This is a genomic window from Brucella oryzae, from assembly GCF_041929965.1.
Taxonomy (GTDB): Bacteria; Pseudomonadota; Alphaproteobacteria; order Rhizobiales; family Rhizobiaceae; genus Brucella; species Brucella oryzae.
Window position 1 is genome coordinate 54,486 of sequence record NZ_JBHEEO010000015.1, and the last position, 13,909, is coordinate 68,394.

Below are 13,909 nucleotides of genomic sequence, written 5' to 3' on the forward strand. Positions count from 1 at the left end.
CATGTCATATCGCTTTTTGTTCGTTCTTCTTGGCTGTGTGGTGCTTGCACTTTTCCCCTTTGGTGCCGAAGCGCTGGGACAGACGGCTGCGTCCAGCCTTGTCGCCCGGATCATGATCTATGCTATCGCTGCGGCCAGCCTCAATCTGATCCTCGGCTATGGCGGCATGGTTTCCTTCGGTCATGCTGCCTTCTTCGGGATCGGCTCCTATGTCGTGGGCATCCTTTATTTTCATCACGCCGAAGAGACGCTGCTTTTCGGTTTCATTCCGGGTTCCGACCAGTTTCTGATCACCGTTCCGGCGGCAATGCTGGTGGCAGGTCTTGCCGCATTGGTGATCGGAGCATTGGCACTGCGCACTTCCGGTGTGCAGTTCATCATGATTACGCTCGCCTTCGCGCAGATGCTCTTCTTCCTCTTCGTTTCGCTGAAAACCTATGGCGGCGAAGACGGTATCATCGTGCGGCGGGCAAATGATCTTTTCGGCCTCAGCCTGCGTGACAAGACGACGATGTATTACGTCATTCTCGTCTCGATGATCCTGTATTTCGCTTTCCTCTGGCGGGTCGTGCATTCGTCCTATGGCGCGGTGCTGTCCGGCATTCGCCAGAGCGAGCGGCGCATGACGGCCATGGGAATCGAAACCTATCGCTACAAGCTTTACGGCTTCGTCCTCGCCGGAATGGGCGCTGGTCTGGCGGGCGCGCTTCTCACTATTTTCATGCGTTTTGCGAGCCCGGATACGCTGCACTGGACCAAATCGGGTGAGTTGATGGTGATGGTCATTCTGGGTGGTGTCGGCACTTTCTTCGGGCCGATCTGGGGAGCGGCTGCATTCCTGATCCTCCAGACCTATCTCGCCTCCTGGACCGAGCATTGGCAGCTCGCCATGGGCATCATTCTGCTCGTCGTGGTTTTGGGAACCAAGGGCGGCATTGTCGGCGGCTGGCGTGCGCTTTGCCGTCCGTTTCGCAAAGACCGGAAAGTGGAGGTGCCCGCATGAATGCCATATTGCAGGTCCGCGATCTGGTGAAGCGCTTTGCCGGTCTGGTGGCAACGGATCATGTGACGCTCGACGTCACGGAAGGGCATATCCATGCCCTGATAGGCCCGAACGGAGCCGGGAAATCCACGCTCATCAACCAGCTTTGCGGTGAGCTGACGCCCACATCGGGAACGATCAGCCTGATGGGAGAGGATATTACCAAACTGCCGGCGGCTACACGTGTCGGACGTGGATTGGGACGCACATTCCAGATATCGACGCTCCTGAACGATATGAGTGTGCGCCAGAACATCGCCATGGCGGTGCAGGCGCGCGAGGGGCACAATTTCCGGATTCTCGACAGTCTGAAAGGCCGCAGCGCCATCTGGCGTGAGGTTGACGCAATCCTTGCCGGGAGCCGTCTGGCCAATCACCCGGAGAAGCTTGCAGGCGATCTGTCGAGCGGTGGGCGCAAGCAGCTGGAACTGCTGATGGCACTGGCCGGAAAGCCGAAGCTTCTGCTTCTCGACGAGCCGATGGCTGGACTCGGTCACGTCGAAAGCCAGGAAATGATCGAGCTTCTTCAGGGATTGCGCGGCAAGGTTTCGATGCTGCTTGTCGAGCACGACATGGAGGCGGTGTTTGCGCTGGCTGACCGCATATCGGTGCTGGTCTATGGCCGTGTCATCCTCACGGGCACGGTGGAAGACATAAGGGCGAGCGAAGCTGTGCGGGAAGCCTATCTCGGCGGGGAGGAGGAACTGTGCTGAAAATCGAAGGACTTCAGGCCGCCTATGGCCATTCTCAGGTATTGTTCGACGTCTCGCTGGAAGTGAATGAGGGGGAACTGGTCACGCTCATGGGCCGCAATGGCATGGGCAAGACCACCACCATACGCACATTGATGGGTCTCCTCGCCCCCAAAGGGGGGCAGGTCCAGATCGCAGGGCGCGACACGACCAGCTACAGCCCGGAAAAAGTGGCGCGTCTGGGTGTCGGTCTTGTGCCGGAGGGACGGCAGATTTTCCCAACATTGACCGTGCGGGAAAATCTGGTTGCAACCGCATCGAACCGCTGTAAGCGGCAGTCGCCGTGGGATCTCGGCAAGATATATGCGCTTTTCCCGCGTATGCAGGAGCGGGCGGACCAGACGGCGGGCACGCTTTCGGGCGGTGAGCAGCAGATGCTGGCTATCGGTCGTGCATTGATGACGAACCCGCATCTTCTGATCCTCGATGAAGCGACGGAAGGTCTTGCCCCCGTCATCCGCACGGAAATCTGGCATTGCATCATGCAATTGCGCGAAATGGGCCAGTCGATCCTTCTGATCGACAAGAATATCGCGGTTTTGAAGAAGTTGGCGGATCGCCATTACATTGTCGAGAAAGGCCGAACGGTCTGGCGCGGGACGAGCACCGATCTCGAACGTGACCGTGAGCAGGTACATGCCTATGTCGGTATCTGAGACAATCGCCCTTATTGGATGGGGCGCTATCGGCAAGCGTGTTGCAGAGCTTCTGGCCGAGCGGAAAAGTGCCGTGAAGATCGGCGCTGTGGCGGTGCGTGACCGATCGGCCTCCCGTGACGGGCTGCCTGTCGGTGCCGCACTCATTGAAAATCCCGCAGAGCTTACAACCACCGGCGCAGGCCTTGTCGTGGAGGCAGCAGGACGCTCCAGTGTCCTGCCATGGGGCGAGGCGGCGCTTTCCGCCGGAATGGATTTCGCGGTTTCATCGACATCGGCTTTCGTCGACGACGCTTTGTTTCAAAGGCTGAAGGATGTCGCTGCGAGTAGCGGTGCGAAACTGATTATACCCCCCGGCGCACTGGGCGGCATCGATGCGCTTTCGGCTGCAAGCCGGCTTTCAATCACAAGTGTCGAACATCGCATCATCAAGCCGGCAAAAGCCTGGGCGGGCACGCTCGCCGCTCAGTTGATAGAGCTTGATGAAATCAGTGAGGCAACTACCTTCTTTACGGATACGGCCCGCAAGGCAGCGGATGCCTTTCCGCAAAATGCCAATGTCGCGGTGATTACCTCGCTTGCTGGCATCGGTCTCGACCGTACCCGTGTCTCATTGGTTGCAGACCCGGCAGCGCGCCTCAACATGCATGAGATCATTGCCGAGGGCGATTTCGGCAGGATGCACCTGCGTTTTGAAAACGGTCCGCTGGCGACCAACCCGAAATCGTCTGAAATGACTGCGCTCAATCTTGTCCGAGTAATCGAGAACCGGATCGCCACTACGGCAATTTAGAACCTGCTTCCCTGAAACGGGAACCGGCCTTGGAATGAAGACATGTGCAAGAATAAACATTACATGCGGCATCTGGCTGAAGAAGCGGGTTTCGACCCTGCCCGACTTGATCGCGATTACAATGCCAAGGCTACCGTTTCGCCGGAAACCTTTGCCGCCGAAATGGTGCGCTATCGCGAGGCAAGTATCGCGCCGCGGGCCGATTGGGGCCGACATTTCGACGTGGTTTATGACGAAGAAAGCGGACAACGGATCGATATTTTCGGGCCAGCTTCCCGAAGCGGGCTAAATCCGGTTTTCGTGTTCATTCACGGTGGTTACTGGCGCGCTCTGTCAAAGGAAGATTCGGCCATGATGGCAGGAATGCTCGCAACCGAAGGGATTGCGACAGTTGCTGTCGATTATCGTCTGGCGCCGGAAGTCTCCCTTGCGGAAATCACGCGGGAGGTGCGCGCTGCTCTCGCCTTCGTCTGGCATCACGGACGGGAATATGGCCTCGATCCGGACCGGATATCGGTCGGAGGAAGCTCGGCCGGTGGCCATCTCGCTGCTGCACTTCTTGCTGAGGGCTGGCAGGATGAGTTCGGTTTGCCGCAGGATGTGGTGAAGTTCGCCATGCCGGTCAGCGGACTTTTCGAGCTTGCACCCGTGGCGGCAACTTTCCCGCAGGAGTGGATGAAACTCAGTCCCGCCGATGTCGATCGGCTCAGCCCGATCCGGCATATTCCAGCGCGTGGCTGTTCGATAACCGTAGCATGGTCAGAGCATGAAGCAGACGGCTTCAAGCGCCAGTCACGCGCTTATGCCGATTGCTGGGCCGCGGCCGGTGGAGAGGTGAAGGCAATCGAGATCGCGAACCGAAACCATTACGATATTCTGATGGACTGGTGTTCGCCCGAAACCGAGATGTCGCAGGCTCTGCTCGCCGGTATTCGCAACATCGGTTCGAACGCATCCCGAAACGCGCTCTAATCGGCTTTCAAAAGAAATCGTGCGGCCGCGTGATGTTGCGCGGCTGGCGATTTCGCACGGGCAAAATTGCCAGTGCACAGGCTAACTCATGCGATAATCCTCATGGATATATGGTTTTAAGATGAATTGTCGCATGAATTAAAACATCTCATTCTGACTGTAACGATGATCTGGGCGCGGCCCGAACTTGTAGATTGCAGAGGCTTTCTGATGCAAAAATCCGATGTGCAGCTTTTCATAGGCGGTGAATGGCGCAGGACCGCCAATACGCTTCCCATTATCAATCCTGCGGACGAGACCGAAATCGGGCAGGTTGCGGTCGCGGAGCGGGAGGATCTGGAAGCGGCCCTTCAGGCAGCTTGGAACGGGTATCAGATCTGGCGCAATACGGCGCCTGCGGCTCGTGCAGCGATCATCATGAAGGCGTCGGCGCTCATGCGCGAACGGCAGGAGGAGATTGCGCGCGCAATCACGCTGGAAAATGGAAAGCCGATCAGCGAAGCCCGACTTGAGGTCATTCGCGGCTGCGAATTCTTCGAATGGGATGCTGGCGAGTGCATTCGGTTCTATGGCCGTGTTATTCCGAGCGCGCCCGGCATTCGCTATATCGTCGTGCACGAGCCTATCGGTCCGGTCGCAGCATTTGCACCGTGGAATTTCCCGATGAGCCAGCCCGCGCGCAAGATCGCAGGCGCTCTGGCTGCCGGTTGCTCCATCATCCTGAAAGCTTCCGAAGAAACGCCGACGGCGGTGACGCATATTGCACGTGCATTCGAAGATGCGGGCCTGCCTGCCGGTGTGCTGAATCTGGTTTTCGGCGTTCCCGCCGATATTTCTCAGTTCCTGATCCCGCGACCTGAGATCCGGGCTATCGCATTTACCGGGTCAACAGTCGTCGGCAAACACCTGACCGAGATCGCCGCGCGCCATATGAAACCGGCGCTGATGGAACTTGGCGGCCACGCTCCTGTCATCGTTTGCGAGGACGCCGATCCTGTCGTGGCAGGCATAGCCTCGGCGCGCCGCAAATACCGCAATTCCGGTCAGGTCTGCACCTCGCCGACCCGTTTCTTCGTGCATGAAAGCCATTATGAACGTTTCACCGCCGCTTTCATCGAAACGGCGCAATCGATCCGCGTCGGCAACGGCATGGATGAAGGGGTCCAGATGGGCCCCGTCGCCAATGATCGCCGTGTCATGGCGCTGGAAGCGCTGGTCAGCGATGCCGAAGCCAAGGGTGCGAAACTGCTTTTCGGTGGCCGGCGCCTGAAGAACAATGGCTATTTCTTCCCGCCAACGGCTCTGGCTGAACTGCCGGACGATGCCCGTGCGATGTCGGAGGAGCCGTTTGGTCCGCTGGCGCTGATCAATCCGGTAGCGTCTCTTGATGCCGCCATTGAAAAGGCAAACGCACTGCCGTTCGGCCTGGCGGCATATGGTTTCGCAAGTTCAGCGGAAAATGTGGACCGTCTGATGTCGGGTCTGGAAGCTGGAAACGTCTCGATCAACACGCTTGAGGCTTCCGTGGCCGAAACCCCGTTCGGCGGCGTCAAGGACAGCGGCCTTGGCCGCGAAGGCGGAGCCGAAGGACTGCATCATTATACGGTCGTGAAAAACGTCTCGCACCGTCTGGTGAATAGCCTCTAATCAGGCGCGTGCGCTATTTTTCAAACCCGTCGCCATCGATCACTGGCGGCGGGGCGGTCTGTATTACGGGGATGTAAGGGCCAACGTGCGGATTGCTTCCAGATGAGCGCGCATGGCCTGGTGGGCACGGTCGCTTTGTCGGGCTTCAATTGCATCGACGATTGCAAGATGCATCGCGCTTTGCTCTGTCGCGTATTCGCGTTTACGGGCCTCCCGAAAGATCGCATCATGTCTGCGCTGCCATGTCGAGCGTCCCCGGACGGAGGCGAGCGAACTGAAGATCACGGCAAGCAGCGCATTGCCGCTCGAGCGCGCGACCGCCTTGTGAAAGGCATCATCCAAACGTTCATATTCCCGCCAGTCATGAGCTGTACCCGTCGCCAGCGCAAGCTTGCGCAAGGAGGCGAGGTCATCTTGCGTGGCATATTGGGCTGCGGCAGCGGCAAGGGCTGGCTCATAGACCAGCCTTGCATCCATGAGGTCCTGAGCGGACGCGGATTCGATGATCCGGTCTATGGGCCGTTCGATGGTCGAGGCGGGAGGACCCATGAAGGTGCCCTTGCCCTGATGACGCCACACCACGCCTTCGATCTCAAGCTGTCGTAGCACCTTGCGCGTTGTTTCGCGGCTGCAGCCGAGTGTCGCCGACAAAACCCGCTCGGGTGGGATCTTATCCTGCGGGCCGAAATTCTGTTCCACCAACAGCTTCTGCATGCGTTGCATTGCTTCGGCGGTCGGAACGCGATCTGTCATCCGGCGGCACCCCATACCAATTTGCAGACCAATTGCACAGAGACCTATCCCCCACACAACGGTCAGTCAAGCTGACGAACCAATAGTGGATGAATAGATGCGCCTTGATCCTTTTTTGATTTTGATGATTGCCGCAGTTGTTCTGGCAACTCTCTTTCCCGCGACCGGCAATGCAGCCGATGTTGTCAGTATGCTGGGGACTATCGGCGTTGGCCTGCTGTTTTTCGGGCACGGAGCAGCGCTGTCTCACAGGGCGATTGTTTCGGGTTTGAAGCAATGGCAATTGCATGGATTTATTTTTGCGACGACTTTTGTCGTCTTCCCGTTGATCGTGCAGCCTTTGCGTCTCGTTCCCGAAAGCATCCTGCCACCGGATCTTGTTCTTGGTTTCATCTATTTGGGCGTTCTGCCTTCTGCAATTTCAAGCTCGATTGCCTACACCGCCATGGCAAGGGGCAATGTGCCGGCTGCGGTCTGCAATTCGGCTGGGTCGAATGTCTTCGGATTGTTGCTGACACCGCTTCTGATGACGATTTTCATGCGTTCATCGGGGTCAATCGATTTGGGACAGGCTTTGCGCGACGTGGTGGTTGAGCTGCTGCTGCCGTTCGGTCTGGGACAAGCCTGCCATCGCTGGCTCGGGCCGTTCCTTTCGACACGCAAGCACTGGCTGGAGAATTACGATCAGTCGGTGATTGTGCTGATCATATATTCGGCATTTTCTCAATCGGTCACCGCCGGGCTCTGGCAAGTCTTGCCGCCGTCGGGGCTCATTATGGCGATTGTGCTTTGCGTTGTTCTTCTGGCGGGCGTGATTGGATTTACAATGGTTGGCTCGCGCTGGCTTGGTTTTACCCGTGAAGATGAGATTGCGGCTGTATTCTGTGGGTCCAAAAAAAGCCTGGCATCCGGGCTTCCGTTAGCTCAGGTCCTGTTCGCGGGCCTGCCGGGCTTCGGCATGATCGTGTTGCCGATCATGCTCTATAACCAGATCCAGATTCTGGTGGGCGCTGTTCTGGCGCGCCGCTATGCGATGCGGGTTTCTGCATCCGCTACTGCCACGCAGACGGGTTGAACATGGCAAAAGACAAGGTGGTGCGCGACGGGCCAGCAGAATGGTTGCGCCCGTTAGACAGGCAGCCGCTTGTGATACAGGTCGCCGAGACGGTGCGGCTTGCGATCCTTGGAGGGCGATGGGGCAGAGGCGAACGCTTGCCAAACGAAGCCGATCTTGCCGACGATTTCAAGGTTTCGCGTGCAACCTTGAGAGAGGCAATCGGCATGTTGGTATTTGCCGGAATTGTCGTGCGCCGGCATGGATCCGGCACCTTCGTCCGAGAGGAGGGAAGGGAAGATGGGACTTCCTGCTCACGGACTTTGGCTATTGGCAGCGACGATCACTCAGCCGGTCATCATCCGATAGATCGCCGGTAGAGCGACAGGCAGTTTCGACAGTTTGGCGACGAGCGCATAATTCCTGCGGCCGAAAAGTGCGGGAAGATAGGCGCTCGCCTCGCGGTCGACGGTCACGGCAAACACGTTGACGCCTTTGGCGCGTGCCTCGCTGACGGCCCTGCGGCTGTCTTCAAGCGCGAAACGGCCTTCATAGTGGTCGACATCGTTCGGCTTGCCGTCGGTCAGGACCAGCAGCAGCTTCTTCCGGTTGGGCTGTTCGGCAAGCTTTGCCGTCGAATGACGGATCGCTGCTCCCATGCGGGTGTAGAAGCCGGGTTTCAACGCCGCAATCCGGTATTCGACGGCAGGCCCAAAGGGTTCGTCGAAGTCCTTCACGGTTTCGACCCGCACCCAGGAGCGGCGGCGCGAGGTGAAGGTCTGGATGGAACAGCGGTCGCCGCAGGCGGCAATGCCATTGGCCAGAACCAGAAGTGCCTCCTTTTCCACATCCAGCACGCGTCGGTTGTCGATCCACGCATCGGTGGATAGCGAGACATCGACCAGAATGGTGACGGCAAGGTCGTTTGCCTTGGGGCGGCTCATTAGGTGCACCCGGTCGCTGCCCTGACCTCCGGCGGCAAAATCGCATCGTGAACGAACCACGGCATCAAGATCGAGATCGTTGCCATCAAGCTGCGCCCGCATCAATTCGCGGCCCGGACGCAGGATTTCGAACTGGCGGCGCACCCGACGCACAAGGCTTGTGGCTACATCGTCGAGCTCGATACGGGCGTCCCGGCCTTGCGCCGGTGCTGCCAGAACGCTGCAATGATCCGGAAGATAGGTTGCCTTGCGGTAATCCCATTCGGGATAGGTCAGCTTGGCTGCGAGCAGGCTGCGATCAACGGCTTCCGGCGGCAGGTCGAGATCGAAACGGAAGCGGGCGGCGGGTCTGCCCTTGCGTTCGCCCAATGTCAGATCGTCAAGCTCATCGGCGGATTTTGCGTTCTGCTCGTCGCTGTCATCGGTTGGCCTGTCGACGTTCACCATCTCCGCCATGGCAAGGATTTTCTCGAAGCGATTGAGAATAAATGGGCTCCGGTCGGCCAGCCTTGGGTCCAGCTTCTCGCGATTGGCGATCTGCCGCCCGGTTTCGACACCTTCCGCCTTGCTGCTCTGTACCGGCTGGTCGTCGCTGTCGCGCGGAGCGGTTTCCTCGCGCCTTGTCAGTTCCGGCCAAAGCGGAACGGGCAGGGCCGGCAGATAGCCTGCGGGTGCGCAATGCGGAAAAATGGTGGGAAGACTGTCATCGGGTAGTCCTGCGCCCTGTTTGAGAAGCGAAAGAATGCGGTCTTCCACCTGTTGTTCGAGACCATGGAGCGAACGCTTGGGACGTACGGCCAGCACCGCCTCACACAGGCGTGCATAGCGCTTATGCAGGCCCGGAAAGACCGCGCATGTCTTCGCAACCGTATCCGACGCCGCTGCAAGGGCTGCAAGATTGCGGCGCAGCGGATCATGCGGAAGTTCGTCCACATGCGTCGGCATGACGGCCATATAACCCGCAAGCCAGACATAGAGATCGTAATTGAGCGTGCGATCGGGAAAAAGCGCGATTTCCGGCGGCAGCATCAATGTCGCCTCATCCCGCAAGGGCTGGCTGAGTTTTTCCTCGCCCAACGCCATGCGCTGGCGCAAGCCCAGCCTGTGCCCGGAAGTTCGCGCACGGGCCGGGGCGATCTGCACGGCGACATCGCCGCCAAAGCCGCGAAAGCAGATGGCAAGCTTGTGGCGAATATCGCCAAGCTGTACGGCGTGCTGGGGATAATGCGGCCACGATCCGGTCTTGCCGATCAGGCGATGCCAGGCGCGGCCAACAGTTTCCTCCAGTTCCAGAAAATCCAGCATTGCGCGCCTGCCTATTTCAACATTGCATCGGCAACTTCAATCAGGGCGGCTTTCACATCCGGCTCGTCGGTCAGCGGCTCGATCATCGCGGCGCGTGCGGCTTCGCGTTGCGACATGCCGGCGTCGATCAGCGTGGCGCAGTAGACCAGCAGACGGGTCGAAACGCCTTCCTCCAGATCGTGGCCTTTAAGCCCTCGCAGCCGGTGAGCCAGTGCCACCAGCGGCGCAACCTTTTGGGCAGCGAGACCGCTTTCTTCACTGACCACCGCGATTTCCTGTTCCTTGGGCAGAAAATCGAACTCGATGGCGACAAAGCGCTGGCGCGTGCTTGGCTTCAGGGATTTCAGCAGGTTCTGGTATCCCGGATTGTACGACACAACGAGCATGAAGCCGTCCGGCGCTTCGAGCAGTTCGCCGGTGCGTTCCAGTGGCAGAAGGCGGCGGTCGTCGGTCAGCGGATGCAGAACCACAGCCACGTCCTTACGCGCCTCGACGATCTCGTCGAGATAGCAGATGCCGCCGTCGCGCACGGCCCGCGTCAGCGGACCGTCGACCCATACGGTATCGCCGCCTTTCAGCAGATAGCGCCCGGTCAGATCAGCCGCCGCCAGATCGTCATGGCAGGAAACCGTCGAGAGCGGCAGGCCGAGTTTTGCGGCCATATGGCTTACAAACCGTGTCTTGCCGCAGCCGGTCGGGCCTTTCAGAAGCAATGGCAGCTTGCGCGTCCACGCCATCTCAAAGAGCGCGCATTCATTGCCGGATGCGCTGTAGGGAGGGATCGAGGCGCCGGTATTTTCGACATTTCTGAGAATGGGGTTCATGGCCGTTTTCCTTTGTATCGGGCAGGGAAGCCCCGCCGGATGGCGGGGCTTGTCGACGACGATCATTCGGCAGGCTGTATCAAGGTGCTCGTGTTTTCACGGCGTTCCTTGCCTGGAACCAGCAAGGCCCAGATGAACATGATGGCCGAGATCACCACCACGACGCCGGAGCCAAGGCGTATCCAGTAGAATACGGCGAGCTGATCCTGCACGTTCATGAACGACTCTCCGAGCACACGCTGAAGGTGGGTCTGGACGACGCCCGCAAAGGTCAGCGCGAAGGTCATCACCGACATGGCGGTGCACATGGCCCAGAAGCTCACCATGGAGAGCATCTGGTTATAGGGTGCGCGCCCGCGCAGTTCGGGGATCGCATAGGCCATGACTGCGAGATTGAGCATGACATAGGCGCCGAAGAAGGCGAGGTGGCCATGGGCGGCGGTAAGCTGCGTGCCGTGGGTGTAGTAGTTGACCGACGACAGCGTGTGCAGGAAGCCCCATACGCCCGCGCCGAAGAAGGCCATTACCGAACAGCCAATGGACCACAGAAGGGCCGCACGGTTCGGGTGTTTGCGACCGGCCTTCCATGTCATCACGAAGGTGAAGATGACCATGGTGAAGAACGGTGCGACTTCCAGCGTCGAGAACAGCGAACCGATCCACTGCCAGTAGCCCGGCGCGCCGATCCAGTAATAATGGTGGCCGGTGCCGAGAATGCCGGAGAACAGGGCAAGGCCGACGATGACATAGAGCCATTTTTCAACGACTTCACGATCGATGCCGTTGAGTTTAATCATCAGGAAGGCGAGGATCGACGCCATGATGAGTTCCCAGACACCTTCAACCCACAGATGGATGACATACCACCAGTAGAGCTTGTCGAGCGCGAGATTGATCGGATTGTAGAAGGCGAACAGGAAGAACAGGGCAAGGCCCCACAGGCCGAACAGAAGAATGTTGGTCACCGTGGTCTTACGGCCCTTGAGCGCCGTCAGCGTGATGTTGAACAGGAAGATCAGGCAGACGACAACGATGCCGACCTTGATGATGAATGGCTGTTCGAGAAATTCACGCCCCTCGTGAATATGGAACAGATAGCCGACGACAGCGATGGCCGCAGCCACGAAGAACAGCCAGAACTGGATGACGGCGAGTTTGGTGCTGTAAAGCTCGGTTTCCGTTTCTTCCGGCAGCAGATAATAGGTCGAACCCATGAAGCCCATCAGCAGCCAGACGACCAGCGCGTTGGTGTGGATCATGCGGACAATGTTGAAGGGCAGAAGCTCGGAGAGCGTATTGGGCAGAACATAGATCGTACCGGCGAGAACGCCGAATGCGACCTGCGCGATGAACAGCGCGAGCGTTCCATAGAAATAGAGCATCGCGACCTTTTGGCTTTCATATTTCATATTGTGTAACTCCGTTCATCCCGCGCTTAGCCTGCCTCATTGGGCGGCCAGTCCTGCGTCTTGATGCGGCTGGTCCATTCGAGGAAATCAGCCAGATCGTTGAGTTCCTGTTCGCTCAGGTTGAACTGGGGCATCTGGCGACGCCCTTCTATCCCCGTGGGTTGCGCCTGCATCCACGCTTTCATTGTCTCGCGTGCGCCTTCCGGGTCTTCTTCCCCGCCCCAGCGCTTCCAGACATTGCCAAGCTCGGGTGCAAAATAAGCCCCTTCTCCAAGTAGCGTGTGGCAGTTGATGCAGGAGTTTTTCTCCCAGATGTGCTTGCCGCGGGCAACCGAGGCCGTCAGCGTGGATTCATCCGTGGAAGTTGTTTTCATGTAGTAGTGACTGTGCGCCGTAAGCCCCACGAAGATCGCGAAAAAGAAAATAGACCCGCCGTAGAAGACGTTCCGTGCGCCGGTCTTGGTTAGGCGTTCTGCCATCCCTTCGTCCTTTCATCTGCCGGGGAACAAGGCCCCGGCAACAAATCCCCCCGTCGATAATGTGGCTGGTCAAACCCTCGCCAGCATCACGGGACAGGACTGTTCTATCGGTCAGGGGAAAGCCTTCTTTGTGATTTGGCAAACACCAACACGGTTGTTCAAAGGAGAACGCGGACAACGATGGAACGTGTCAGGGCAAGCGCCAGCAGAAGGGCAGGCCAGACCAACAAGGCTGGTTTCAATGTGCCGTTGGTTCCGCGCATTTCCATGAAATCGAGGATGACGAACCGGCCTTTTGCAAAAGCGAGAATCAACACGATGATTATGGCTGCAAACATTCCGGCGCTGGTGGTTGCGATGACTGCGCCGCTCAGAGCGAGGAGAATCAGAATGATGAAGGTGCGGTTGAGCGAATGGTGATTGCGATCGGACACTGCGGGCCTCAAGCGAGATAAAGAACGGGGAACATCACCAGCCATACGAGGTCGATGGCGTGCCATAGCGTCGTAATCAGCAGAATATTGGCGCGCGTCGGTCGCCATGCGACAAGCGCCAGCACGACCGAGCCGAACAGCACATGCAGAAGATGAAACCCGGTCAGCAGAAAATAAAGCTCGAAGAATGACCCGGCCGCCTCATCGCCCACAAACCGAATCTCATGCGAATATTCGACAAGCTTGATCGCCACAAAAACGAGGCCGAAAAAGGCGGCATATAAAAGCGGGCGGCGAGCCTGATCTATAGTGTTGCGCCTGCGCACGGCGACCGCCGCCTGCCAGCCGCTCATCAGCAGCACAACGGTGTTGGTCGCAGCGAGGCCGGGGCTCAGATGTGCGCGCAACTGCGCACCCCCTTCCGCATTGATGATCGACATCACCATGAAGGCTATCAGCAGGATTGCGAAGGCGATGAGTTCGCTCCACACGAGAATCCACAGCAGAAGATCGTCTTCCGCGTGGTTCTCTGAATTCATTGCAACTATGGCCAAATCTTCGGTTCCAGACATCGCACATGCCTAGCGCCCGCAGTTCGGGCCTTCTTTGCGTTTTGGCAAAGAAGAAATGCGTCGGGCGCGACATTGTACTCTTGTCATAGCCAAGGAAATTTCAATGACGGATGCACAGATCGGTCTCATGGTCGCAACACCGGCGATCATCGGATTCTCACTGGTTCTCTATCGCATGGGAGCGTTGCAGGGCGCGGGCACGCTATCCGCCGTTGCTGCATCCATCGTGATTGCAGCCGTTCTATTCTTAGGTCAATAGGGAATAGAGAGGTC

At 58.4% G+C, this 13,909-nt stretch carries 16 protein-coding genes; 9 read left to right on the forward strand and 7 right to left on the reverse strand.

Features of this window, described 5'->3' with window-relative positions:
- Nucleotide 1: 1 nt before the first annotated feature.
- The 6 genes from JNC70_RS15615 to JNC70_RS15640 all read left to right on the forward strand — a co-directional run bounded on the left by JNC70_RS15615 (nt 2) and on the right by JNC70_RS15640 (nt 5,862).
- Complete coding sequence (locus JNC70_RS15615; protein WP_104755345.1) at nt 2-1,003, forward strand: branched-chain amino acid ABC transporter permease; 1,002 nt, start codon at nt 2-4, stop codon at nt 1,001-1,003.
- Nucleotides 1,000-1,755, forward strand: a complete 756-nt coding sequence (locus JNC70_RS15620) for an ABC transporter ATP-binding protein (protein WP_104755344.1) — start codon at nt 1,000-1,002, stop codon at nt 1,753-1,755. The genes JNC70_RS15615 and JNC70_RS15620 overlap by 4 nt, the downstream gene beginning before the upstream one ends.
- Complete coding sequence (locus JNC70_RS15625) at nt 1,749-2,450, forward strand: ABC transporter ATP-binding protein (protein WP_104755343.1); 702 nt, start codon at nt 1,749-1,751, stop codon at nt 2,448-2,450. Before JNC70_RS15620 ends, JNC70_RS15625 begins: the two co-directional genes overlap by 7 nt.
- Complete coding sequence (locus JNC70_RS15630; RefSeq protein ID WP_104755342.1) at nt 2,437-3,243, forward strand: aspartate dehydrogenase; 807 nt, start codon at nt 2,437-2,439, stop codon at nt 3,241-3,243. The genes JNC70_RS15625 and JNC70_RS15630 overlap by 14 nt, the downstream gene beginning before the upstream one ends.
- 42 nt (nt 3,244-3,285) lie before the next feature.
- A complete protein-coding gene (locus JNC70_RS15635; protein ID WP_245414741.1) occupies nt 3,286-4,215 on the forward strand; it encodes an alpha/beta hydrolase in 930 nt (309 codons plus the stop codon).
- A gap of 210 nt (nt 4,216-4,425) precedes the next feature.
- Nucleotides 4,426-5,862 (forward strand): NAD-dependent succinate-semialdehyde dehydrogenase, encoded by a 1,437-nt coding sequence (locus tag JNC70_RS15640; protein ID WP_104755341.1) that lies wholly within the window; start codon nt 4,426-4,428, stop codon nt 5,860-5,862.
- A 63-nt stretch (nt 5,863-5,925) separates the two neighbouring features.
- Here the strand turns inward: JNC70_RS15640 and JNC70_RS15645 are convergent, their stop codons facing one another.
- Nucleotides 5,926-6,615, reverse strand: coding sequence for a FadR/GntR family transcriptional regulator (locus JNC70_RS15645; protein ID WP_104755340.1), 690 nt, complete (start codon nt 6,613-6,615; stop codon nt 5,926-5,928).
- A gap of 97 nt (nt 6,616-6,712) precedes the next feature.
- On the opposite strand from JNC70_RS15645, the gene JNC70_RS15650 reads away from it, so the two are divergent.
- Nucleotides 6,713-7,690 carry a bile acid:sodium symporter family protein gene (locus tag JNC70_RS15650; RefSeq protein WP_104755339.1) on the forward strand — a complete coding sequence of 326 codons (978 nt, stop codon included), beginning with the start codon at nt 6,713-6,715 and terminating at the stop codon, nt 7,688-7,690.
- A gap of 2 nt (nt 7,691-7,692) precedes the next feature.
- Nucleotides 7,693-8,049: a GntR family transcriptional regulator gene (locus JNC70_RS15655; protein WP_104755338.1), complete on the forward strand. Its 357-nt coding sequence runs from the start codon at nt 7,693-7,695 to the stop codon at nt 8,047-8,049.
- Here JNC70_RS15655 and JNC70_RS15660 read toward each other — a convergent pair.
- The 6 genes from JNC70_RS15660 to JNC70_RS15685 all read right to left on the reverse strand — a co-directional run bounded on the left by JNC70_RS15660 (nt 8,017) and on the right by JNC70_RS15685 (nt 13,636).
- A complete protein-coding gene (locus JNC70_RS15660; protein WP_104755337.1) occupies nt 8,017-9,918 on the reverse strand; it encodes a nitric oxide reductase activation protein NorD in 1,902 nt (633 codons plus the stop codon). The two genes, JNC70_RS15655 and JNC70_RS15660, sit on opposite strands and share 33 nt — an antisense overlap.
- Nucleotides 9,919-9,929: 11 nt before the next feature.
- A complete protein-coding gene (locus tag JNC70_RS15665; RefSeq protein ID WP_104755336.1) occupies nt 9,930-10,742 on the reverse strand; it encodes a CbbQ/NirQ/NorQ/GpvN family protein in 813 nt (270 codons plus the stop codon).
- 62 nt (nt 10,743-10,804) lie between these two features.
- Nucleotides 10,805-12,151: a nitric-oxide reductase large subunit gene (locus JNC70_RS15670; protein WP_104755335.1), complete on the reverse strand. Its 1,347-nt coding sequence runs from the start codon at nt 12,149-12,151 to the stop codon at nt 10,805-10,807.
- A gap of 26 nt (nt 12,152-12,177) precedes the next feature.
- Nucleotides 12,178-12,630, reverse strand: coding sequence for a c-type cytochrome (locus JNC70_RS15675; protein WP_006466562.1), 453 nt, complete (start codon nt 12,628-12,630; stop codon nt 12,178-12,180).
- Nucleotides 12,631-12,788: 158 nt separating this feature from the next.
- Entirely contained in the window at nt 12,789-13,064 is a 276-nt protein-coding gene (locus tag JNC70_RS15680; RefSeq protein ID WP_104755334.1) for a cytochrome C oxidase subunit IV family protein, read from the reverse strand.
- A gap of 8 nt (nt 13,065-13,072) precedes the next feature.
- Nucleotides 13,073-13,636, reverse strand: a complete 564-nt coding sequence (locus tag JNC70_RS15685; RefSeq protein ID WP_104755333.1) for a cytochrome c oxidase subunit 3 — start codon at nt 13,634-13,636, stop codon at nt 13,073-13,075.
- A 103-nt stretch (nt 13,637-13,739) separates the two neighbouring features.
- On the opposite strand from JNC70_RS15685, the gene JNC70_RS15690 reads away from it, so the two are divergent.
- Nucleotides 13,740-13,895 carry a hypothetical protein gene (locus tag JNC70_RS15690; RefSeq protein WP_010660610.1) on the forward strand — a complete coding sequence of 52 codons (156 nt, stop codon included), beginning with the start codon at nt 13,740-13,742 and terminating at the stop codon, nt 13,893-13,895.
- Nucleotides 13,896-13,909: the final 14 nt, after the last annotated feature.